At 73.7% G+C, this 21,779-nt stretch carries 18 protein-coding genes; 9 read left to right on the forward strand and 9 right to left on the reverse strand.

Annotated elements, in window-relative coordinates; translation table 11 throughout:
* Positions 1-335: 335 nt before the first annotated feature.
* Positions 336-5,357 (reverse strand): DEAD/DEAH box helicase, encoded by a 5,022-nt coding sequence (locus tag ACMA1D_RS23575; RefSeq protein ID WP_414726004.1) that lies wholly within the window; start codon positions 5,355-5,357, stop codon positions 336-338.
* A 118-nt stretch (positions 5,358-5,475) separates the two neighbouring features.
* Here ACMA1D_RS23575 and ACMA1D_RS23580 point away from each other — a divergent pair, with 118 nt between their 5' ends.
* The 3 genes from ACMA1D_RS23580 to ACMA1D_RS23590 all read left to right on the forward strand — a co-directional run bounded on the left by ACMA1D_RS23580 (position 5,476) and on the right by ACMA1D_RS23590 (position 7,900).
* Positions 5,476-6,312: an AraC family transcriptional regulator gene (locus ACMA1D_RS23580; RefSeq protein WP_414726005.1), complete on the forward strand. Its 837-nt coding sequence runs from the start codon at positions 5,476-5,478 to the stop codon at positions 6,310-6,312.
* A 503-nt stretch (positions 6,313-6,815) separates the two neighbouring features.
* A complete protein-coding gene (locus ACMA1D_RS23585; RefSeq protein ID WP_414726006.1) occupies positions 6,816-7,595 on the forward strand; it encodes an AzlC family ABC transporter permease in 780 nt (259 codons plus the stop codon).
* The gene (locus tag ACMA1D_RS23590) at positions 7,592-7,900 is read left to right on the forward strand and encodes an AzlD domain-containing protein (RefSeq protein WP_414726007.1); all 309 of its coding nucleotides are present in this window, start codon (positions 7,592-7,594) and stop codon (positions 7,898-7,900) included. Before ACMA1D_RS23585 ends, ACMA1D_RS23590 begins: the two co-directional genes overlap by 4 nt.
* Before the next feature lie 363 nt (positions 7,901-8,263).
* On the opposite strand, the gene ACMA1D_RS23595 is transcribed toward ACMA1D_RS23590, so the two are convergent.
* Entirely contained in the window at positions 8,264-9,208 is a 945-nt protein-coding gene (locus tag ACMA1D_RS23595; RefSeq protein WP_414726008.1) for a hypothetical protein, read from the reverse strand.
* An 80-nt stretch (positions 9,209-9,288) separates the two neighbouring features.
* Between ACMA1D_RS23595 and ACMA1D_RS23600 the strand changes: the two genes are divergently transcribed.
* The gene (locus tag ACMA1D_RS23600; protein WP_349997514.1) at positions 9,289-9,483 is read left to right on the forward strand and encodes a DUF3046 domain-containing protein; all 195 of its coding nucleotides are present in this window, start codon (positions 9,289-9,291) and stop codon (positions 9,481-9,483) included.
* Positions 9,484-9,757: 274 nt separating this feature from the next.
* A complete protein-coding gene (locus tag ACMA1D_RS23605) occupies positions 9,758-11,185 on the forward strand; it encodes an AI-2E family transporter (RefSeq protein WP_414726074.1) in 1,428 nt (475 codons plus the stop codon).
* 98 nt (positions 11,186-11,283) lie between these two features.
* On the opposite strand, the gene ACMA1D_RS23610 is transcribed toward ACMA1D_RS23605, so the two are convergent.
* Entirely contained in the window at positions 11,284-11,874 is a 591-nt protein-coding gene (locus tag ACMA1D_RS23610; RefSeq protein ID WP_414726009.1) for a cupin domain-containing protein, read from the reverse strand.
* A gap of 118 nt (positions 11,875-11,992) precedes the next feature.
* On the opposite strand from ACMA1D_RS23610, the gene ACMA1D_RS23615 reads away from it, so the two are divergent.
* The 4 genes from ACMA1D_RS23615 (at position 11,993) to recX (ending at position 15,957) form a co-directional block, all read left to right on the forward strand.
* On the forward strand, positions 11,993-12,829 hold the full coding sequence (locus ACMA1D_RS23615) for an EamA family transporter (protein WP_414726010.1): 837 nt from the start codon (positions 11,993-11,995) through the stop codon (positions 12,827-12,829).
* Between the two features lie 308 nt (positions 12,830-13,137).
* The gene (locus ACMA1D_RS23620) at positions 13,138-13,845 is read left to right on the forward strand and encodes a B3/4 domain-containing protein (protein WP_414726011.1); all 708 of its coding nucleotides are present in this window, start codon (positions 13,138-13,140) and stop codon (positions 13,843-13,845) included.
* A 336-nt stretch (positions 13,846-14,181) separates the two neighbouring features.
* Positions 14,182-15,324, forward strand: coding sequence for a recombinase RecA (gene recA / locus ACMA1D_RS23625; protein ID WP_414726075.1), 1,143 nt, complete (start codon positions 14,182-14,184; stop codon positions 15,322-15,324).
* Positions 15,325-15,327: 3 nt separating this feature from the next.
* Positions 15,328-15,957: a recombination regulator RecX gene (gene recX, locus ACMA1D_RS23630; RefSeq protein ID WP_414726012.1), complete on the forward strand. Its 630-nt coding sequence runs from the start codon at positions 15,328-15,330 to the stop codon at positions 15,955-15,957.
* Positions 15,958-16,106: 149 nt separating this feature from the next.
* Here recX and ACMA1D_RS23635 read toward each other — a convergent pair whose 3' ends face one another.
* The 6 genes from ACMA1D_RS23635 to ACMA1D_RS23660 form a co-directional block, all read right to left on the reverse strand.
* Positions 16,107-16,538, reverse strand: coding sequence for a rhodanese-like domain-containing protein (locus tag ACMA1D_RS23635; protein WP_414726013.1), 432 nt, complete (start codon positions 16,536-16,538; stop codon positions 16,107-16,109).
* Positions 16,535-17,089, reverse strand: a complete 555-nt coding sequence (locus ACMA1D_RS23640) for a cysteine dioxygenase (RefSeq protein ID WP_414726076.1) — start codon at positions 17,087-17,089, stop codon at positions 16,535-16,537. The genes ACMA1D_RS23635 and ACMA1D_RS23640 overlap by 4 nt, the downstream gene beginning before the upstream one ends.
* Positions 17,090-17,258: 169 nt before the next feature.
* A complete protein-coding gene (locus ACMA1D_RS23645; protein WP_349997305.1) occupies positions 17,259-17,345 on the reverse strand; it encodes a putative leader peptide in 87 nt (28 codons plus the stop codon).
* 483 nt (positions 17,346-17,828) lie between these two features.
* Entirely contained in the window at positions 17,829-19,592 is a 1,764-nt protein-coding gene (locus ACMA1D_RS23650) for an FAD-dependent monooxygenase (RefSeq protein ID WP_414726014.1), read from the reverse strand.
* 585 nt (positions 19,593-20,177) lie between these two features.
* A complete protein-coding gene (locus tag ACMA1D_RS23655; protein WP_414726015.1) occupies positions 20,178-21,086 on the reverse strand; it encodes an amino acid ABC transporter permease in 909 nt (302 codons plus the stop codon).
* On the reverse strand, positions 21,083-21,733 hold the full coding sequence (locus ACMA1D_RS23660) for an amino acid ABC transporter permease (RefSeq protein WP_414726016.1): 651 nt from the start codon (positions 21,731-21,733) through the stop codon (positions 21,083-21,085). The genes ACMA1D_RS23655 and ACMA1D_RS23660 overlap by 4 nt, the downstream gene beginning before the upstream one ends.
* Positions 21,734-21,779: the final 46 nt, after the last annotated feature.

Genomic DNA, 21,779 nt, shown 5'->3' on the forward strand with positions numbered 1-21,779 from the left:
GGAGGGCGAACCCTGTGTGGGTGTGGGCGTGGGGTGCCGGGGCGCGTGGGCTGGGCCGGCGCGGCCGGGGCGGTGTGCGGTGCCGGCGTACGGAGTGGGGTCGGGCCAGGTGGTGGCGTACGGAGCAGTGGCGGGGTCGGGCTGGCGGTGGCCCGTCTGCCCGGCTGCCGCCCCGTCCACTGCCGCGCGCCTGGCCGGTGCGTGGCCGTCCGCCCGGCGCCCCGGCCGCCGCGCCAGGCCGCTGGCCGTCCGCCCGGCGCCCCGGCTGCTCGCGCCCGCGCACCGTGGCGCGGCCAAATGCCTGGCGGACCTTCCTGGCCTCCCCGGTCCGCGTCCTAGCGGGCTGCGCGGACCCTGAGCCCACGCGGTGTGGCGTGGAAGCCGGCGGCCTCCAGAACCGCGCCGAACGGGGAGGACAACGCCGCCGCCCCGTTGATCCGCTCGACCGTGAGGGTGCCGAGCGCGCCTTCCTGGGCCGCCTTGGCCAACGCCTCGAACGCGGCCACCAACCGCGGATCATCGAGGGCCGGCCGTCCCGTGGACGGCGCGGACGCCGTGGGGAACGGCGCGGACCCGATGGGTATCGCGGTGCCGGTGCGCTCGGGGGACGCCGCCAGCTCCCCGGTCGTCGCGGGCCAGACCAGCAGCGTCTTGCCGCCGCGCTCCACGTAGAGCAGCAGGTCCCCGTCGACCAGCACCACCAGCGCACCCGCCTTGCGCCCCGGTTTGTGCGTGGCGCCCGGTGGCGGCTCGGGCCAACCGAGCGCGGCGCCGTAGGCGTTCGCGGGATCGGCCGCGGCCAGCACCATCGCCCGGGCGGCAGCCGTACGGGGCCGTGCGCCGTGTCCCGCTCCGTGCTGCTGGTCGTGCCCCGTGTCGTACTCCGCAGGCGGTGTGAACGGGTCGGCGGCGGACGGGGTGGCGAAGGCGGTGCCCTGCGCGCGCTCGCGCGCCGAACCGACCGCGCGCAGCCGGTCCACGGCCCCGTCCATCGCGAACTGCGCCGCACCGAGCCCCTCCACGACATAGCCGCGTCGGGCCTGGCCGCTCTCCTCGAAGGCGGCCAACACCCGGTACGCGGCGGCGAATCCGCCCTCCACGCCCTCGGCCGCCACCGCGCCGCGCGTCACCACGCCGTGCCGGTCGAGCAGCGTGCTGGCCAGCGCATGGGCCCGGTGCGTGGGATCGGTGACGCGCGCGGGCAGCAGCGACCAGCGGCCCGCCACGGTGGGCGGGCCGCCCAGGGAGGCGGAGGGACGCGCCACCCTGCCGTATCCGCGCGGGCCGGCCAGCGCCCCGTACCTGCCGCGGGGCACGGCGCGCTTGGCCCGGTGCGCGGTCGCCCCCGCCGTACGCCCCGAACCGAGCAGGGAGCGCAGCGGGGCGAGAGTGTCGTTGGTGATCCGGCCCGACCAGGCCAGCTCCCACACCGCGTCCACGATCTCGGCCTCCGCGCCGGGGGCCGCCTCCGTGAGCCCGGCCGCCCTGACCTGGTCCGCGATCTGTCGGAAGAACAGCCCGTACCCGCCGGCGAGCGCGGCGAGCACCGCCTCGTGCACCGGGGACAGCTCCAGCGGGCGGGGCTCGGGGAGCAGCAGCGGGGCGGCGTCCGCCAGATACAGCGTCACCCAGCCGTCCTTGCCGGGCAGCGCCCCCGCCCCCGCCCACACCACCTCGCCGGACACGGTCAACTCGTCCAACAGGGCCGGGGAGTACTGCGCCACCCGGGACGGCAGCACCAGCTTCTCCAGCGCGGAGGCGGGCACCGCCGCCCCCTGCAACTGCTCGACGGCCCGCACCAGGCCGTCCACGCCGCGCAACCCGGCGCCGCCCAACTGCTGCCACTGCGGCAAGAACGCCGCGAGCGCGGCCGGCGCCACCGGCTCCACCTCCTGCCGCAGTGCGGCCAGGGAACGCCGCCGCAACCTGCGCAGCACCGCCGTGTCACACCACTCCTGGCCCACGCCCGCGGGGTGGAACTCGCCCTGGACCACCCGGTTGTCGGCGGCGAGCCGGTGCAGCGCGCCGTCGGCCACGGCCGTGCCGAGACCGAAGCGGCCGGCGGCAGCCGCCGAGGTGAATGGGCCGTGCGTGCGCGCGTACCGCGCGAGGAGGTCGCCCAGCGGATCGCGCACCGGCTCGGTGAACGCCTCCGGGACGCCGACGGGCAGCGCCGTGCCCAGCGCGTCCCGCAGTCGCCCCGCGTCCTCCACGGCGGCCCAGTGGTCCCGCCCCGCGATCCGCACCCGAATGGCGCGCCTGGCTGCCTCCAACCGGCGCGGCCACTGGGGCTCCGCGCCCCGCTCCGACAACTCCTCGTCGGTGAGCGGGCCCAGCACCCGCAGCGCGTCGGCCACCGCCTCCACGTCCTTGACGCGACGGTCGTCGGTGCGCCAGGACAGCTCGCGCTCCAGCTCGGCCAGTACCTCCGCGTCCAGCAGTTCGCGCAACTCGGCCTGGCCGAGCAGTTCGGCCAACAGGCGCGAGTCCAACGAGAGCGCGGCGGCCCGGCGCTCGGCGAGCGGGGAGTCCCCCTCGTACAGGAACTGCGCCACATAGCCGAAGAGCAGTGAGCGCGCGAACGGCGACGGCTCCGGAGTCGTCACCTCCACCAGCCGCACCCGGCGCGCCTCGATGTCGCCCATCAGCTCGGTCAGCCCCGGTACGTCGAAGACGTCCTGGAGGCACTCGCGCACGGCCTCAAGGACGATCGGGAACGAGCCGAACTCGCTCGCCACCTGGAGCAGTTGGGAGGCGCGCTGGCGCTGCTGCCACAGGGGGGTGCGCTTGCCGGGGCTGCGCCGCGGCAGCAGCAGCGCACGGGCCGCGCACTCGCGGAAGCGGGCGGCGAACAGCGCCGACCCGCCCACCTCGTCGGTGACCAACTGGGCCACGTCGCCCTGGTCGAAGGTGACGTCGGCCGCGCCCACGGGCGCCTGCTCGGCGTCGAAGGCCGTGCCGTGGTCGGGCGCGGGGCGCGCACCCGGGGCCGGTGCGCCAGTGCCCGGGTCCGCCGGCCCGGGCACGTCGAGCAGGTCGAGGCCGAGGAGGTCGGCGTCCGGCAGCCGCAGCACGATGCCGTCGTCGGCGTGCATCACCTGGGCGTCCATCCCGTACCGCTCGGACAGCCGGGCACCGAGCGCCAGCGCCCACGGGGCGTGGACCTGGGCGCCGAACGGGGAGTGCACCACCACGCGCCAGTCGCCCAACTCGTCCCGGAACCGCTCGACGACGATCGTGCGGTCATCGGGGACGTGGCCGCAGGCCGCGCGCTGCTCCGCCAGGTAGGCCAGCACGTTGTCCGCCGCCCAGCCGTCCAGGCCGGCCGCGGTCAGCCGGGCGCGCGCGGCCTCCGGCTGCTGCGCGCCCACCTCGCGCAGGAAGGCCCCCAGCGCGCGGCCCAACTCCAGCGGGCGCCCCAACTGGTCGCCCTTCCAGAACGGCAGCCGCCCCGGCACCCCGGGCGCGGGCGTCACCAGCACCCGGTCGCGCGTGATGTCCTCGATCCGCCACGAGGTGGTGCCCAAGGTGAACACGTCGCCCACCCGCGACTCGTACACCATCTCCTCGTCCAACTCGCCGACCCGGCGCCCACCGGACCGACCGCCCGCCCCACCGGAGGACTCGGAGCCGGCCAGGAACACGCCGAACAGGCCGCGGTCGGGGATCGTGCCGCCCGAGGTGACGGCCAGCCGCTGCGCCCCGGGGCGGCCGGTGACGGTGCCGGCGATCCGGTCCCACACCAGACGGGGCCGCAACTCGGCGAACGCGTCCGACGGATAGCGCCCGGCGAGCATGTCCAGCACCCCGGTGTACGCCGACTCGGGCAGCGTGGCGAACGGGGCGGCCCGACGCACCACGGCCAGCAACTCGTCCACGTCCCAGGTGTCCATCGCCGCCATGGCCACCACCTGCTGGGCCAGCACGTCCAACGGGTTGGCCGGCACGCGCAACGCCTCGATGGCGCCCGCGCGCATGCGCTCGGTGACCACCGCCGACTGGACCAGGTCGCCGCGGTACTTGGGGAAGACCACACCGGTGGAGACGGCCCCCACCTGGTGCCCGGCCCGGCCCACCCGCTGAAGGCCGGAGGCTACCGAGGGGGGCGACTCGACCTGCACCACCAGGTCGACCGCGCCCATGTCGATGCCGAGCTCCAGGCTTGAGGTCGCCACCACCGCCGGCAGCCGGCCCGCCTTCAGGTCCTCCTCGACCAGCGCCCGCTGCTCCTTGGAGACCGAGCCGTGGTGCGCCCGGGCCAGCACCGGCGGCGCGCCCTTGGCCGCCCCCGCCTCGGCCATCACCTCCGCCGGCGCGTGGTGCTCGGGGAGCGCGGCCCCGGTGGCACGTTCGTACGCGATCTCGTTGAGCCGGTTGCACAGGCGCTCGGCCAGCCGGCGGGAGTTGGCGAACACGATGGTCGAACGGTGCGCCTGCACCAGGTCGACGATCCGCTCCTCCACGTGTGGCCAGATGGACGGCCGCTCGCCCGCCTGCCCAGGCCCCTCGCTCACCGGCGACCCGCCCAACTCGCCCAGGTCCTCCACCGGGACGACCACCGACAGGTCGAACTCCTTGCCGGACGGCGGCTGGACGATCTCCACCCGCCGGCCGGGCGAGAGGTAGCGGGCCACTTCCTCCACCGGGCGCACCGTCGCGGACAGCCCGATCCGGCGGGCCGGCCTGACCCGGCCCGCGCCGGCGCCCCGCACGGCGTCGAGCCGCTCCAGGGTGAGCGCCAGATGCGCCCCGCGCTTGGTCCCGGCCACCGCGTGCACCTCGTCGAGGATCACCGTCTCGACGCCGGTCAGCGCTTCGCGCGCGGCGGAGGTCAGCATCAGGAACAGCGACTCGGGCGTGGTGATCAAGATGTCCGGCGGCCGGGTGACCAGCGCACGGCGCTCGGCCGCCGGCGTGTCCCCGGACCGGATGCCCACCCGCACCTCCGGCTCGGGCAGACCGCGCCGCACCGCCTCCTGCCGGATGCCGGTCAGCGGGCTCCGCAGGTTGCGCTCCACGTCCACGGCGAGCGCCTTCAGCGGCGACACGTACAGCACCCGGCAGCGCTTCTTCGGCTCGGCTGGCGGGGGCGTGCTGGTCAGCTCGTCGATCGCGGCGAGGAAGGCGGCGAGCGTCTTGCCGGAGCCGGTCGGGGCGACCACCAGCACGTCCGAGCCCTCGCCGATGGCGCGCCAGGCACCGGACTGAGCCGCCGTCGGCGCCGTGAACGCCCCCGTGAACCAGCCGCGGGTGGCCGCCGAGAAGCCCTCAAGGCCGGTGGCAGGGGCCGGGCTGCCGCTCGGGGGACCGCCTCCCGTCGACTGATCGCTTCGCTGGTTCGTCGCCATGCCCCCCATCGTGCACCGCACCACTGACAATGGGCCGAAGAACCAGGTCAGCGGGGATCTGGGGTGGTCTGTGCGGTGTGGTGGCCGGCAGCGCGGGGCGGGTTCGCGCGCCTTGCACAATGGGATCATGGGCGAACGGGAGCAGGCGCGGCACTGGCGATACGCGGAGTTGCCCGGCGTCGACCTGCTCCGGGCCCGCTACATCCGGCACGCCTTCCCCCAGCACACCCATGACGGCTTCGTCCTGGGCGCGATCACCGGTGGGATCGAGGAGGTCCGACTGCCCGGCGGGCTGGTGCGGGTCGGCCCCGGCGGCGTCGTCATGATCAACCCCGACGTGGCGCACACGGCGCGCGCCGGCACGCCCGAGGGCTGGGCGTACCACGTGCTCTACGCGGACGCCGCCATGGTGGCCGACATCGCCGCCGAGACTCCTGGGACGCGCGGGGCGGCCTGGTTCCGCGAATCGGTCGTCGACGACCGGGAGGCGGCGCGGCTCATCCTGGCGGTGCACCGGGCGGCCGAACGGGGCAACGCGCTGGCCGCCGACACGATGCTGCGCGCGACCGTCACCCGGCTGCTGCGCGGGTACGGCGGGGCGCACCCGCGCCGTACGGAGCACGGGGCCGGGGCCAGGACCGCCGCCAGGGCCCGGGAGGTCCTGGAGTCCCGGATGGCCGCCCCGCCGACCCTCACGAGCCTCGCCGCCGAACTCGGCACCAGTCCCTTCGCCCTGCTGCGCGCCTTCCGCGCGGCGTACGGGATGCCCCCGCACGCGTGGCTGACCGATGCCCGGGTACGGTGCGCCCGCACCCTCCTGGAGGACGGCACGCCACCGGCCGAAACCGCCGCCCTGGTCGGCTTCACGGACCAGCCGCACCTGGGTCGGCACTTCACCCGCATCGTCGGTGTCCCACCGGGCGCCTACCGCAGGGAGCGCTCGACGGCGCGCGGACGCACCTGACCGGAGCCGCAAGAACGTACAAGACCGGGCGGACCGGCTGCCCGTACGTTGCCGCCGTGGTCGAACGAACGGACGCCGGACGAGCGGCAGACGAAGAGCAGCGGTGCCCCACGGGGCACGCGGAACAACCGGGCGCCGTGACGCGCGCCCCGGAGCGGTCGGGAGGGGAGGACGACCAACGGGAAGGCGGCGGCGCTGACGGGCGCCGGCCCCTGCCGGACGGGGCGCGAGGCGGGGCGGACCTGGGAGACAGGCCCCGGTGCTCGCCGCACGGAGCACGGAGCGCGGTGGACGGGGCCGGGCGCACCCCGGCACCCCGAGCACCGGAACGGGCATCGGAGGGAGAGAGGCCGGCCCCGCCGGACGGGGCGACGGAGCGGGCGGACGCGGAGGCGGGGCACGCGCGCGCGGGCACGAGGCCACGGTGGACATGGCGCCTCCTGCTTCCTCAGGCGGTGCCCGCGCGCGCGGGCACGGGGCGGGCAGACCCGGGGACGGAGCGAGTGGCGGACGCGGACACGCGGCTTCGGGCGGACCGCTCCGGTGCCGGGGCGGGGCGCGCGGCCGTGGTGCGTGACGCACTCGGGGTGGGCGTCGCGGTCGGGCTGTCCGGGTTCGCCTTCGGCGTCACCTCGGCGGGCTCCGGGCTCAGCCTGTTGCAGACGTGTGCGCTGAGCCTGTTGGTGTTCACCGGGGCCTCCCAGTTCGCCCTGGTCGGGGCGCTCGCCGCGGGCGGGAACCCGCTCACCGCGGCGGCCGGAGCCTTCTTCCTCGGGGTGCGCAACGCCTTCTACGGGCTACGGCTGTCGGAACTGTTGCGACTGCCCCGTGCCGTGCGTCCGCTGGCGGCGCATTGGGTCATCGACGAAACCTCCGTCGTCGCACTCGCCCAGCGCGACCGGGCTGCGGCCCGACTGGGCTTCGCCGTGACCGGGACCGCCCTGTTCGTCCTGTGGAACCTGACGACCCTGATCGGGGCGCTCGGCGCCTCCGCACTGGGCGACCCCGACGACTGGGGCCTGGACGCGGCGGGGCCCGCCGTCTTCCTCGCGCTGCTCGCCCCGATGCTGCGGGCCGCAGTGGAACGCGTGGTGGCCGCCCTCGGCGTCGTCCTGGTGCTGGCCTGCATACCCGTGCTGCCCGCCGGTGTGCCGGTCCTCGTGGCCGCGCTCGCGGCGCCCCTCGTGCTGGTCGTGGCGGGCCGACGCCCCGCGTGGTTCCCGCCACCGGCCGGGGCCGGTTCCGCGGCGCCGACCGAGCACGGTGCGGGGGAGGGCCGGTGAGTACGTGGATCGCCATCGCCCTCACGGCCGCCGGCTGCTACCTGGTGAAACTGCTCGGACTCTCGGTCCCGGCGGGCGTCCTGGAGCGGCCGGCCGTCAAACGGCTCGCCGCCCTGCTCCCGGTCGCCCTGTTGGCCGCGCTGATCGCGCAACAGACGTTCAGCACGGGGCACACCCTGGCCCTCGACGCCCGTACGCTCGGGCTCGCCGCCGCGGCGCTCGCCCTGCTGCTGCGTGCCCCGTTCCTGGTCGTGGTCGCATCGGCCGTGGCCGTGACGGCGCTGGTGCGCGCCGTGGGCGGCTGAAGGCGTCGCTACGGAGCAGGCTCCGGCTCCGTACGGGGCGGCGGGCGTTGCCGCGGTACGCGGGGGTCGTTGCCGCCCGGAGGCGAGCCCTGCGACAGCCGAGGCCCAGCCACACGGATGCTCCACGGAGCACCCGCACCTGCGCTCCCGCCCCGTCGTTGCTCCGTGCTCCGTGCTCCGTGTGGCGGGTGCGTGACGCCCCGTGCCCCGTTGCGCCTCGCGCGGGCGCGCGTGCGCGCGGGCGACGCAGGCGGGTCGTCGCCCCGCCGTCTCGCGGTGCTGCGGTGCCGTGGAGCTGTGGTCCCGTGGCGTTGGGCCCACGGCGTGACGGGACCGGGTCGGCGCCGGCCGGGCCCGAGGTGGTCAGTGCAGCGGGCGACCGTACGCGCGGAGGGTCAGCAGGGCGTCGATGGTCACCATGGGGCGGCACTCCAGCGCGGTGCCGGGCGCCCACTGGCGCCAGATGAGCGGCCAGCCGCCGTCGTCCTGCTGCGCCGCCGCCAGGTGGTCGAGCGAGGCCGTCAGCTCCGCGTCGGAGAACCAGGAACGGGCGACGGAGTCCGGACGGGGCGCGAAGTCGTGCGCGAAGTGGTGCTCTCCCGGGGCGTACCCATCGGGCACCGGATGGTTGGCCGCCGCGTGTGGGTCGAGCACGACCAGCCCCTGCCCGCGCACGCGCGCGCCCAGCCGCTGCGCGACCGTGCTGGCGCGGCTGCGGTCCGGCACCCAGTTCAGGAAGGTGAGGGCGGCGATGACCTCGTACGGGTGCGTGGGGGCGCCGTCGGCCAGTTCCTCCACGGCCGACCAACAGAAGTCCGTGGCCCGGAACAGCCAGGCGTGCCAGACGCCGCCCCGGTGCAGCAGCCCCGTGACGGGACCGGTGGCGAGCAGGTCGCTCGGCGGGTCGTCGGTTACCGGCAGCCACGGCGCGGCGGGGTACCCGCGCAGCGAGGGGTGGAGCGCCGGCAGCGCCCCGTCGGGCGTGGAGATTCCGGTCAGATACCGGCAGACCTGTTCCATGCCCGGTCCGCCGCACCGGTCGATCTCGTCGAGCACCCGGAGCGCGTGTGCGGTGTGCAGCGGCTGGCTGACGGGGCCGCGCAGGTCGGGCTCCAGGGCGTGCCCGTAACCGCCGTCGTCGTTCAGGTAGGCGGCCAGCGCCCGCTCCACCGCATCGGCGGCGCGTTCCCGATCGCCTTCGCGCGAGGGCAGGAAGTGGTAGCCGAACCTGCGTTGCTCCAGCACACGGGCGGTGAGCCAGATGAAGTGCTCGGCACGGGCGAGGGGGGAGGTCGGTGCGGGTTTCATCCCCTGACCGTAGGACCGGAGGCGGGGGCCGGACGCCGGTTGCGAGCGGGCTGCACTCTCAGGGGCGGGATACTGGGCCCATGCGGTTGACGGTCTTCTGGCAGCGAATGGCGGATCACTTCGGCGAGGCGTACGCGGACTCCTTCGCGCGCGATCACGTGATGTCCGAGCTGGGCGGACGGACGGTGCACGAGGCACTGGCCGCCGGCTGGAGCGCCAAGGACGTGTGGCGCGGGGTGTGCGTGGCCGTCGACGTCCCGTACGAGAAGCGCTGACACCCGCGACCGGTACCCCTCCCGGAGGGTTGACGCCCGCAGCGTCCCCCCCGGCACCCTCCCGCCGGGAGCCACGGAGCCACGGAGCCACGGAGCCACGGAGCCACGGAGCCACGGAGCCACGGAGCCACGGAGCCACGGAGCCACGGAGCCACGGAGCCACGGAGCCACGGAGCCACGGAGCCACGGAGCCACGGAGCCACGGAGCCAGCGGGTGGCGCCGTAGCTAGTGGTGGGGGACATGACATTGGCCGTGCAGGGCGACGTCACCCACATGCGCCACACTTGCTCCGTGGTAACGACAGAAGACACCGTTCCAGAAGACGCCGCTGCAAGGCCGCGCCAGCCGGCGGGCCCGCGCGATGTGGCGGGCGCGCGGATGCCCCGTTGGCTACCGCGGGCCATGGTGCTGGCACTCGCCCTGGTGGCCGGCTTCCAGTTCGCCAGTTGGGCGTTCCACGAGCTGACGTCGTTGCTGCTCAACATCCTGATCGCGTTCTTCCTCGCGCTGGCCATCGAGCCCGCGGTGGACTGGATGGCGGCCCGCGGGGTGCGGCGCGGGCTCGCCACCGGCCTGGTCTTCCTCGGCATCCTGATCGCCGTCGCCGGCTTCTTCACCCTGCTCGGTTCGATGCTGGCCGACCAGATCGTGACCATGGTCGAGGACTTCCCGAAGTACCTGGACAAGGTCATCAGCTGGGTGAACTCGACGTTCCACACGGAGCTGTCCCGGGTGGAGATCCAGGACAGCCTGTTGCACTCGGACTGGTTGCAGAAGTACGTCCAGGACAGCGCCAACAACGTGCTGGACGTGTCGGCGCAGGTGCTCGGCGGACTGTTCAAGATGCTGACGATCACGCTCTTCGCGTTCTACTTCGCGGCCGACGGCCCCCGGCTGCGCCGCTCGCTGTGCTCCGTGTTGCCGCCGCACCGCCAGTCCGAGGTGTTGCGCGCCTGGGAGATCGCGGTCGCCAAGACCGGCGGCTACCTGTACTCGCGTGGCCTGATGGCACTGATCTCGGGCATCGCCCACTACGTACTGCTGGAGATCCTTGGCGTTCCCTACGCCCCCGCGCTGGCCGTGTGGGTGGGCCTGATCTCGCAGTTCATCCCCACCATCGGCACCTATCTGGCCGGTGGGCTGCCGATGCTGATCGCGTTCACCGTGGACCCCTGGTACGCGGTGTGGGTGCTCGGCTTCGTCGTGGTCTACCAGCAATTCGAGAACTACCTGTTGCAGCCCCGGATCACCGCCAAGACGGTCGACATCCACCCGGCCGTCGCCTTCGGCTCCGTGATCGCCGGGACCGCCCTGCTCGGCGCGGTCGGCGCGCTCATCGCGATCCCGGCAACCGCGACGTTGCAGGCGTTCCTCGGCACGTACATCAAGCGGTACGAGGTGACGGACGACCCGCGGGTGTACGGCGGCCGGCGCAGGCCGCGGGGCGAGTCGCGGTTCGCCCGCGCGCGGCGCGCGTTGGGCTGGGGCGGGGCGGGACCCGCCGCCCCAGTGGCCGCGGGGGACGGGGCGGCGGCCGGCGCTCCGTCGACGGTGGCTGCGGATGCCGCGGCGGCGACCACGAAGGTGGCCGCCCCCGATGCGACGGGGGCCGGGCGGGCCGAGCCGACGGGGGCCGGGGCACCGGCGCCGGACGCCGGGTCGACGCGGCCGGCGGCGGGGGAGCCGGCCCCCGAGGGCTGACAACCGGCCGGTACGCGGCCCCGCTCGATCCCGGGCTCCGCCCCGTGTGCCGCCGTGTTCGCCGGGACTGCCTCGACCTGCGGGAGCGGAATCATGGTCTATGCGGGCAGCCTCTGAGGAGGGCCGGGTGGGATGTGGACGGTCATGATCAGATGGCAGGTGCCCGTGCCCGTGCCGCGGTAGGTGTGGGGGACGTCCCCGTCGAACGTGGCGGTCTGCCCGACCCCCACGGGATGCTCGACGCCGTCGACGACGAGGACCAGACGCCCGGCGGTGACGCTGAGGGTTTCTACGACGCCGGCCTGGTGGGGGTGGCTCGGGTACTCCTCGCCCGGCTCCAGTTTCCAGCGCCAGACCTCGACCGGGGCCGGCCCCGAGGTGGTCAGCATCAGCCGCGCCTCGCCGCCCTTCTCACCGGCCCACAGAGGCGTGACCGCGCCGCAGGACACGACCCGGACCCGGCCCTCGGCCGGCGCCTCCACCAGCGCGGACACCGAGATGCCGAGGGTGTCGGCGAGACGGACCAGGGTGGCGAAGTTCGGGTTGCCCTGAGCCTTCTCCAGGGCAACGAGGGCTCCCTTGCTGACCTTGGCCCGGCGGCTGAGTTCGTCTAGGGACAGCCCGGCGCGGGTGCGGGCGGAGCGGACGTTGTGCGCGAGCGTCCGCAGCGCGCCGTCGGTCTCGGTCATCGCTGGCAACCCTCCAGGCCGGTCATTGCACTATTCCGTGCGGTCATTCGGTTGACGACCTGCGGTCGGTGCGTTGTACCGTGTGGTCGTTCCACTGATGGTAAGGGATGTACTACCTGTGCTCGCTCTGCTGCTGGCCCTGGGCAGCTCTCTGGCCTACGGATGCGCCGACTTTCTCGGCGGCGTGGGGGCCCGCAAAGCCCATGTGCTGCGCACCGTGATGATCGCCGCTCCGGCCTCGCTCACCGTCGAGCTGCTGCTGTGGCCCGTGCTCGGTGCCTGCTTCGCGCCGGCGACGCTGGCCTGGGGCGCCGCCTCCGGCGTCGCGTCGGCTGCCGCGTTCGCCCTGCTCTACAGGACCCTGGCGATAGGTCCCATGAACGTGCTGTCCCCGGTCACCGCGCTGGTGTCCGCGATGCTGCCGGTCGGCGTGGGGCTGGCGCAGGGTGAGCGCCTGGGGCCGGCCGGGCTGTTCGGCCTGCCGCTGGCGCTGGTGGCCGTGGTGCTGATCAGTGCCGGACACGGCGTGAAGTCGGCCCGCCCCTCGCGTACTGCGCTGCTGCTGGCCTTCGGTGCCGGCGCCGCGATCGCGCTCCAGTTGGTCTTCCTGCATCAGGCGCCCTCGGACAGCGGAGTGGGCCCGCTGATCGTCGGCCGCGCCGTGTCCTCCGCGGTTACCCTGGCCGCCGCCGGGGTGATGTTCCGGCGGCTGGGCGCGGAGAAGCCCGCGTACGGGATCTCCGCCGCGGCCGGTGCGCTCGACTCGGTCGCCAACCTGCTGTTCCTGCTCGCCGCCCGCAGCGGCGACCTGGCCGCCGTTGCCGTGATCACCGCCCTGTACCCGGCCGGCACCGTCCTGCTCGCCCGTAGCGTCCTGGCCGAACGCATCCACCGCGGCCAGCTCGTGGGGCTCGGCACCGCCGCTGTCGCTGTCGGCCTCCTCGCCCTCACCTGAACCACCAACCTCCACGCAAGGAGCCTGGCATGTTCCCCCAGCCCTGGGACGCAGCCCTCGACGACGCCGAGCCGCAGCCCCGGATCCCGGGCGGCCACGGCTTCGGCATCCTCAGCGTCACCGGCCTGCCCGGGAACGCGCCCATCGTCGTACCCCCGCCCCCACTGCACCGCCCGCCGGCTCACCGAACGCGGCGCCGCCCTGGACGTACCCACCGCCGACCAGCAACTCCGCCGCCTGGACCACATCAGCGCCCGGAAGCCCTGACCGCCACCCCTGCCCGTCACCCCGGAACGGAGCCTCGCACCATGACCACTTTCCGCATCGGCCCCGCCGTCGCCGACGCCTTTCCCGGCGCGTTGATCGCCGTCGTCACCGCTACCGGCCTCAACGGCCGTGAGCCCTGGCCCCGCACCACCACCATCGTGGAGGGCCTGGAGCAGGATCTGGCCGCCGGCACCTGGGCCCCCGCTGACGAGAGCGACCCGCGCATCGAGGCATGGCACACCGCCTACCGGACCTTCGGCACCAACCCCCGCCGCATCCGGCCCAGCATCGACGCCCTGGGGCGCCGCATGGCGAAGAAGGGCACCCTGCCCCGGATCAACCCGGCCGTCGACTCCTACAACGCCGTCTCCGTCCGTCACGGTCTGCCCGCCGGAGCCTTCGACCTCGACCGCGTCACCGGCGACGTCGAGATCCGCCACGCAGAGGGCACCGAGACCTTCACCCCGCTCGGCGAACCCGACGCCGTCGAGGACCCCAAGCCCGGCGAGGTCATCTACGCCGACACCACCGGCGTCCTCACCCGCCACTGGAACCACCGCGACGCCCACCGCACCCGCGTCACCGAAGACTCCACCCACGTCGCCTTCGTCCTCGAAACCCTGAACGCCAACCGCGACGGACGCCTCCTCGAAGCAGCCGCCGAAGAACTGCACAGCCTGCTCCGGCCTCACGCCGAAGCGACCGCAGTCCACTACCTCACCCGGCAGCGGCCACAAGTCGCCATCTGAGACCACGCCACGCCTCCGGTCCGAGCACGGCGGTGAGGCAAGCGGGGGGCGGTGCCCTGAACCAGCCTGGGCCTCCACTGCCCAGGGTCCGTCACGAGAGGTCGGCCAAACGTCGATGGCGCGCGCTCAAGGTAGAACGGCGCAGGACGGTAGCCGCCGGGCATGGCGCCGCGCGGCGTGGAGGTCGCTTGACAGTAAAATCGAACATCTATTCTCATGGTGATGCTGGCCGACGGTTCCGCCCCGGTTATCCACAGGCGGAGAGGGTGTCCGGGCCGATTGTCAGTGGCAGGCGTTAGCGTCGTGGACGTGAAGCGATCGACTCAAGCAAACCGGGTGGAGCCCATGGCGGCAGGAACCGACCGCGAGAAGGCGCTGGACGCCGCGCTCGCACAGATTGAACGGCAATTCGGCAAGGGCGCCGTGATGCGCATGGGCGACCGGCCCCACGAGCGCATCGAGGTCATCTCGACCGGGTCGACCGCCCTCGACGTGGCGCTGGGCGTCGGCGGTCTGCCGCGCGGCCGAGTGGTGGAGGTGTACGGACCGGAGTCCTCCGGTAAGACCACCCTCACCCTGCACGCGGTGGCCAACGCCCAGCGCGCGGGCGGCACCGTCGCCTTCGTGGACGCCGAGCACGCGCTCGACCCCGTGTACGCCCAGAAGCTCGGCGTGGACACGGACTCCCTGATCCTGTCCCAGCCGGACAACGGCGAGCAGGCGCTGGAGATCGTGGACATGCTGGTCCGCTCCGGCGCCCTCGACCTCATCGTGATCGACTCCGTGGCCGCGCTGGTCCCGCGTGCGGAGATCGAGGGCGAGATGGGCGACTCGCACGTCGGCCTCCAGGCCCGACTGATGAGCCAGGCGCTCCGTAAGATCACCAGCGCGCTGAACCAGTCCAAGACCACGGCGATCTTCATCAACCAGCTCCGCGAGAAGATCGGTGTGATGTTCGGCTCGCCGGAGACCACGACCGGTGGCCGTGCGCTGAAGTTCTACGCATCGGTGCGCATCGACATCCGCCGGATCGAGACCCTCAAGGACGGCACCGAGGCGGTGGGCAACCGCACCCGCTGCAAGGTCGTGAAGAACAAGGTGGCGCCGCCCTTCAAGCAGGCGGAGTTCGACATCCTGTACGGCCAGGGCATCAGCCGCGAGGGCGGGCTGATCGACATGGGCGTGGAGCACGGCTTCGTCCGCAAGTCCGGCGCCTGGTACACGTACGAGGGGGACCAGCTCGGGCAGGGCAAGGAGAACGCCCGCAACTTCCTCAAGGACAACCCCGACCTCGCCGACGAGATCGAGAAGAAGATCATGGGCAAGCTCGGCATCGGGGTGGACCCGACCGCGCCGTCCCCGGAGGCCGGTGCGGCGGATGCGGCTGCCGAGCCCGCGACCACGACCGCGGCCAAGTCGGTCCCGACTCCGGCGGCCAAGACCACCAAGGCCACGAAGGCCACCGCGGCCAAGAGCTAGCCCATGACCCGGCGAAGCGACTGGCCGGACAGTGGCGACACGGGGCAACTGGACAGCGGCGACCTCAGCCCGTCGAGGGCCGGGCAGGGGATGTCGCGTGGGGGGCGCGGAGCGACCCCCGGCACCATGGAGCCCGGTGAGCAGGCGCGGGCGATCTGCCTCCGCCTGCTCACCGGGACGCCCCGGACCCGCAAGCAACTCGCCCAGGCCCTGCACCGCCGTGGCATTCCGGACGAGGTCGCGGAGGAGGTGCTGTCCCGCTTCGAGGACGTCGGCCTCATCAACGACGCGGCGTTCGCGGACGCCTGGGTGGAGTCCCGGCACCACAGCAGGGGGCTGGCCCGGCGGGCCCTGGCACGGGAGCTGCGGACCAAGGGCGTGGATTCCGCGCTCATCGACGATGCCGTCGGCCAGGTCGACGGAGAACAGGAGGAGCGAACGGCCCGTGCACTGGTGGAGCGCAAACTGCGCGCCACCCGGGGGCTCGACCGCGACAAGCGCATCCGGCGCCTGGCGGGGATGCTGGCCCGCAAGGGCTATTCCGAAGGCGTGGCGCTGCGAGCCGTCCGACGGGCGCTGGAGGAAGAGGGCGAGGACCCGGAGCTGCTGGAGCACGATCTGCCCGAGGAGTGAGGGCGGGCGGACAGCGGAGGCGTATCCGCGTGCCATGGACGGCAGCGCGGTACCGGGCGGGCGTTGAGCTGCCCGCCGGATGAGGGTGTCACGACGGGCCCATGCCTGAGCATCAGCGGACCGCAGGCGACGGATGTACGGGGGACGGTTCAGCCCGCGATGGACCGGGCGGGGACGGAGACGCCGGTGGGGCGTTCCACCGGGAGTCCCGCCGCCCGCCACGCCTGGAAGCCGCCGACCACATCGGTGGCGCGAGCCAGACCGAGCTGGTGCAGCGAGAGCGCGGCGAGGCTGGACGCGTACCCCTCGTTGCAGATGATCACGGCATGCAGGTCATGCCCCGTGACCTCGGGCAACCGGTGGTCGCCGGCGGGATCGAGCCGCCACTCCAGCTCGTTGCGTTCGACGATGTGGGCCCCGGGGATCAGCCCGTCACGGTCGCGCAGCGCGCCGTAGCGGATATCGATCAGTACGGCGCCTCGCTCGGCCGCAGCGGCGGCATCCTGCGGAGCGAGCCGGTCCAGGTGGGTGCGGGCCCGGTCGAGAAGGGTGTCCACGCTGGTCGGCGGGTGCCCGGTCATGCCCACTCCCCGGGGTGTTCGACCTGCTCAAGGCGGAGTACGGGCCCCGTTCGGCTGTAGCGGCGCATCAGCGGCAGCGGGGGGTAGTAGGCGTGGACGGAGATCGCGTGTTGCTCCGCGGAGAGGTTCAGCACCTGATGCACGTGGTGTGAGCCGAAGGCTCGACCGTTCCCCCGGGCCAGTGTGCGTTCACGGTCCACGCCCTCGGCCAGTTCGAGCGTCTTCCAGCCCTCCGTGGGGAGTTGCACGGCCAGCGACTGTTCGACGAGTTCGCCGTGTGCGGTGCTGAAGGCGCCGTACGAGCCGCCGTGATCATGCCAGCCGGTGCCGGTGCCGGGCGGCCAGCCGATCAGCCATGCCTCACTGCCTCCGGGCCCGTCCAGCCGGGACCAGGTGCGTCCCTGCGGGTCCAGCGGCAGGGTGGCGATCAGGTCGGCGTCGGCTGCGGTGCGGCGGACGAAGTCGAGGAGTTCGGGCAGCGAGACGCCACCTGCCCGGGTGGTGGGGGCGCTCTGCGGGGCCGTGGGGAGTGGCGACGTGCCGGGGGCCAGCGCGGCGGTGAGGGCCGGCGCGGCAGACGCGAGGTTCGCCGTCGCGGGAGCGGCGTCGAGGGAGGTGGGATGCGTGGCAGGGGTGACTGAGCTGGGTGTCACGGAGACCGTCCTGAGGGCTCGCGAGGGCGCACGACAGCAGGCCGCGCGTAAAAGGGGGAAAGGCGCATCAACAGGACGGTCGACACACGCAGCCTGCGTAGCGGACGAGGTCCATGTGGACCCTCCGCCAAAGCCGCAGACCTGTGTCAGACATGATTCGGAGTAGACCATTTCTCTTGCGGCATGGTCAACAGCGAGCCGGTGTGCGACCGCGCACGATCGGGGCCGGGCCGGTGCCGGAGTAAGTGCGCTCCGGGGCGGTCGCCGCGGCGCACGGCAGCCCGCGAGGGAGCTCGCTGATGCGCCACACACCACCGCGCGCAGCAGCGCCGCCCCGCCCGGCAGGGCCCCGCGCGCATCCTGCGGAACACCCCGCGCGCGTGCCCCGTACGCAGCCACGTTGCCCGGCGTGCAGGACCACGGGTGGCGGCGCCGCACGCACCGGTACCCACCACGTACGCCGTGTCTCCTCGGCCGGACGGCAGGGGCACGTACGCGGTCGGTGCCGGACCGGCGACCGCCGGCGGGGCGAGGCGCGCCGTAGCGTTCGCAACGGGCCCGGCGCCACCGTCGCCGTACGCCGCCCCCGCAGGGCCCAGGCAGGGGTGTGCCACAGAGGCGGGTGGGGCGTGCGTCGTCAGGTGGGGCTGGGCGCCGGCGCCTGGCGTAGCCCGCCCCGTGCGGCGTCGGCGCACGCGTACAACTCGGCCGGGCGGACCCCGGCCAGCGAAGCCACCAGGTGGCCGTCGGGCCGGATCAGCAGCACGGTGTGCGCGGGGGCACCCGGATAGCTCTCGGTCACCAGGATCTCGGTCCGTACCGGCAGCGCGGCCACCGCCGTGGCCAGTCGAGGCATCAGGCCGGCGCCCACCCAGTGCCGGCGCTCCCACACGCCGGTGCCGGGGGCGACCAGCAGAGCGAGGAATGCGCCGCCGAGTCGGTCCCGCAGCCGTGCCGCCGAACCGTCGGGCGCCGTGACCGGCACGTCGGTCACCGGCGCGCCGGGCGCCGTGCCCACCGGCTGGGTGCCGTCCGGGGGCGTGTCGGGGAGCAGCGGACTGAGCTGGTAGGCCGGGGGAGCGCCGAGTTGGCCGAGGCCCGCGTGGCCGTCGGTGAGCAGGGCGTCGTGCCCGCGTACGGTGCCAGGCAGGACGGAGCGGCGCATCGCGGGCCAACCGCCGGTGCCGCGCACCTGCGACACCAGTTGGTCGGCCGTCCGCAGCCGGCTGCCGACGGCGCCGCGCCGCTCCGCCTGGTAGCTGTCGAGCAGTCCGTCGGCGGCGGTGTGGTGCCAGGCCAGGGCCAGCTTCCAGGCGAGGTTGTCGACGTCGCGCAGCCCCTCGTCCAGCCCCTGCGTGCCGAGCGCGCCGATCAGATGCGCGGCGTCCCCGGCGAGGAAGGCCCGCCCGACCCGCCAGCGCCTGGCGAGCCGATGGTGGGCCAGATGGACGCCGGTGTCCAGGAGTTCGTACGGGGGCAGCGAGCCGCACCAGCCGGTCAGGGTGTCCCGGACCCGGCTGAGCAGTGCGTCGGGGGTCACCAGGTCGTGGCTCGGGGGGAGTAGCCAGTCGATCCGCCAGGCCCCACCGGGCAGCGGACGTGCCGTCACCTCGGCGTCGGCGCCGCGCCACGGTGGCGAACGGTGCAACAGGCCCTCGCCGGGGCAGGGCAGATCGGCCCGGAGCGCGGCCACCGCGTGCCGTTCCACCGCGGTCCGCCCGGGGAAGCGCACCCGGAGCAGCTTGCGCACCGTGGAGCGCGGCCCGTCGCAGCCGATCAGATAGCTGCCGCGCCACCAGACGCCCCTGCGGTCCGCCCCGCCGTCGTCGTCGGGCGCCTCGGGGCCGGCCCCGTCTGCCTCGTCGGCCCCCTCGGTGTCGGGCACCTGCCGGGTGTGGACGCTGATGCCGCCCTCGTCCTGCTCCATGGCGTCCAGCCGGTGGCCGGTGGCTATGTGGACCAGGCCGTTGCCGGTCTGCTTGCCGTACGGGGCCAGCGCGGCGCGCAGCGAGCGGGTGAGTACGTGCTGCGGCAGGTGCAGCGGTGAGGCGATGCCGGGTGCTTCGACGGCGGCGCCGCCGGCCAGCGGTGCGCCGCCACCGGCCCCGTTCCGCGCGGCCCGTGGACCGTCGAAGGCCACCTGACGCACCGTCTGCCGCCGGCGTACGGTGCGCCAGCCGGTCCAGCGCGCCCCGTCGTCGGTGGCGACGGCGCAGCCCAAGAGGCTCAACATGTGGGCGGTGTCCGGTCGGAGCACGGCGGTGCGCGCGGGGCGTTGTTCGTCTATGCGGGGGCGCCCCGGTCCCTCGTCGAGCAGGATGACGGGTACGTCGCGCCGGGCGAGGGCGAGCGCCAGGGCGAGCCCGACGGGCCCCGCCCCCGCGATGATCACCGGGTCCACGGCGCGGCTCCCCCATCCCTGCGGCAGGTATGGGAACTGTCTAGAGGAGCCCGGTACGCGATCACAGAACGTATGCAACCCATTGCTGCTGCCATCGTCAAGTGACGGCCGGGAGCACGCGGAAGCACGTACGCCCATGACCTGGCCGAGGATATACGCCCAGTACAGGGCCGGATACGCCAGCGTGGCGACCGGGCCGCACCCGTGTGCGGAACCGTTCTACGGATCGACCGCGTCGCGACCGTAACCGTCGCCCCGCACCGACGTTGCCTCCGTGCTCCGTGCTCCGTGCTCCGTGCTCCGTGCTCCGTGCTCCGTGCTCCGTGCTCCGCACCACGCGCGCGAGGAGCCGCCGCTCCGTGCTTCACCCGGCGCCGGCCGGTGCGGCCCGGCTGGGGTTCCGCCCCGGGGATCGCCTGCGCCGGCCCCGTGCCCCGTGCCCCGTGCCCCGTACTCGTACTCGTACTCGTACTCGTACGAATCCGCCCCGCCCCGCGTCCGTGGGCGCCGAAACGCCCCGTGCCCCGTGTCGTCGGGCGACACGGGGCACGGGGCGCAGGCCGGTGGTCGTGGCCTGTTGGCGGGTCAGTCGGCCTTCGGGGGCTCGGGGGGTGAGGCGTCACCCCGGGTGCTGTCGGGACCGGGGGCCGCCGCGGTGGCGGCCCCGCGCGCGGGTGCCGCGGAGCGCTTGCGGCTGCGCTGGGTGCTCCGTTCGATCCAGGTGGCCAGCCCGGACAGCGCCAGGCAGAGCAGGATGTAGATGGAGCCGAAGACGATGACCATCGGGATGAAGGCGTAGACGCCGTTCTCCGGCGGGGTCCGCTCGGCGAACGCCTTGCCGACGTACAGCAACTCCTCGTAGAGGATGATGAAGCCGAGCGAGGTGTCCTTCAGCGTGACCACGAGTTGGCTGATGATGGACGGCAGCATGGAGCGCACGGCCTGCGGTACCAGGACGTTCGTCATGACCTGGGTCTTGCGCAGGCCGACCGCGTACGCGGCCTCGCCCTGCCCCTTGGGCACCGCGTTGATGCCCGCGCGGAAGATCTCCGACTGAACCGACCCGTTGTACAGCGCGAGCCCGATGACCAGCGCCCACATGGGCTGGGTGTCGAAGTACGCGTAGTACAGCAGGAAGATCATGATCAGCAGCGGCATCGCGCGGAAGAACTCCACGACCACCGCCGTCGGCCAGCGCACCCACCGGTGGTCGGAGAGCCGCCCGGCGGCCAGTGCCACACCCAGGACCAGCGAGAACGCGCCGGCGAGGGCGAACGTCTTCAGGGTCGTCAGCAGGCCCTCGACGATGCGGTCCTGGGTGTTCGCGTACTGGTAGTCGTCCCACAGGCCGGCCTGGAACTGCCCCGTCTCGTCCAGCCGGTAGATGATGAAGGCGATCAGGCCGAGGAACGCCAGCGCGGAGACGGCGCTGTAGAGGCGGTTGCGCCGGCGGGCCTTGGGGCCCGGGACGTCGTAGAGGACACTGGCGCTCATCGAGCCACCGCCAACCGGTTCTCCAGCAGCCGGAACAGGCCGCTGAGGGTGAGCGTGATGATCAGGTAGCAGACGGCGATCCAGAGGAAGACCACCAGGATGTTGTAGCCCGCATCGGCGTTGAGCTTCTTCTGGAGCTCCCCGAGTTCCATCACGTCGAAGCCGGAGGCGATGGCGGAGTTCTTGGTGAGGGCGATGATGAGGCTGCCGACCGGCGGTATCGCGGTGCGGGCGGCCTGCGGCAGCACGATCTGGGCGAGCGTCTGCGAGAAGGTCAGGCCGATGCTGCGGGCGGCCTCGGCCTGCCCGACCGGCACCGTGTTGATGCCGGACCGCACGGCCTCGCAGATGAAGGCCGACGTGTAACAGCCCAGCGCCATCACCGCGAGCCAGAAGGAGTCCCAACCCTTGAGGCCGAGCGCGGGCAGGCCGAGGGTGACGACGAGGAACAGGAGCACCAGGGGCGTGTTGCGCAGCAGCGTCACCCACAGGAAGCCGAAGACCCGCAGCGCGGGCACCGGAGACACCCGGAACGCCGCGATCAGGATGCCGAGCACCAGGGCCAACAGGCTGCTGAAGGCCGTCAGTTCGACGGTTTTGATGAAGCCGTCGCGGAACGCCGCGAAATTGTCCGTCAGTACGTTCAAGTCATGTCTCCGGAGGATGAGCACGGCGGCCCGGGGCGCCCGCGGC

Source organism: Streptomyces sp. 796.1 (assembly GCF_047525675.1).
Classification (GTDB): domain Bacteria; phylum Actinomycetota; class Actinomycetes; order Streptomycetales; family Streptomycetaceae; genus Streptomyces.

Coding starts and splice junctions, on each gene's coding strand:
- ACMA1D_RS23575 (WP_414726004.1), bottom strand. CDS start 5,357: ATGGGGGGCATGGCGACGAACCAGCGAAGCGATCAGTCGACGGGAGGC.
- ACMA1D_RS23580 (WP_414726005.1), top strand. CDS start 5,476: ATGGGCGAACGGGAGCAGGCGCGGCACTGGCGATACGCGGAGTTGCCC.
- ACMA1D_RS23595 (WP_414726008.1), bottom strand. CDS start 9,208: ATGAAACCCGCACCGACCTCCCCCCTCGCCCGTGCCGAGCACTTCATC.
- ACMA1D_RS23600 (WP_349997514.1), top strand. CDS start 9,289: ATGCGGTTGACGGTCTTCTGGCAGCGAATGGCGGATCACTTCGGCGAG.
- ACMA1D_RS23605 (WP_414726074.1), top strand. CDS start 9,758: ATGCGCCACACTTGCTCCGTGGTAACGACAGAAGACACCGTTCCAGAA.
- ACMA1D_RS23610 (WP_414726009.1), bottom strand. CDS start 11,874: ATGACCGAGACCGACGGCGCGCTGCGGACGCTCGCGCACAACGTCCGC.
- ACMA1D_RS23620 (WP_414726011.1), top strand. CDS start 13,138: ATGACCACTTTCCGCATCGGCCCCGCCGTCGCCGACGCCTTTCCCGGC.
- recX (WP_414726012.1), top strand. CDS start 15,328: ATGACCCGGCGAAGCGACTGGCCGGACAGTGGCGACACGGGGCAACTG.
- ACMA1D_RS23635 (WP_414726013.1), bottom strand. CDS start 16,538: ATGACCGGGCACCCGCCGACCAGCGTGGACACCCTTCTCGACCGGGCC.
- ACMA1D_RS23645 (WP_349997305.1), bottom strand. CDS start 17,345: ATGTCTGACACAGGTCTGCGGCTTTGGCGGAGGGTCCACATGGACCTC.
- ACMA1D_RS23655 (WP_414726015.1), bottom strand. CDS start 21,086: ATGAGCGCCAGTGTCCTCTACGACGTCCCGGGCCCCAAGGCCCGCCGG.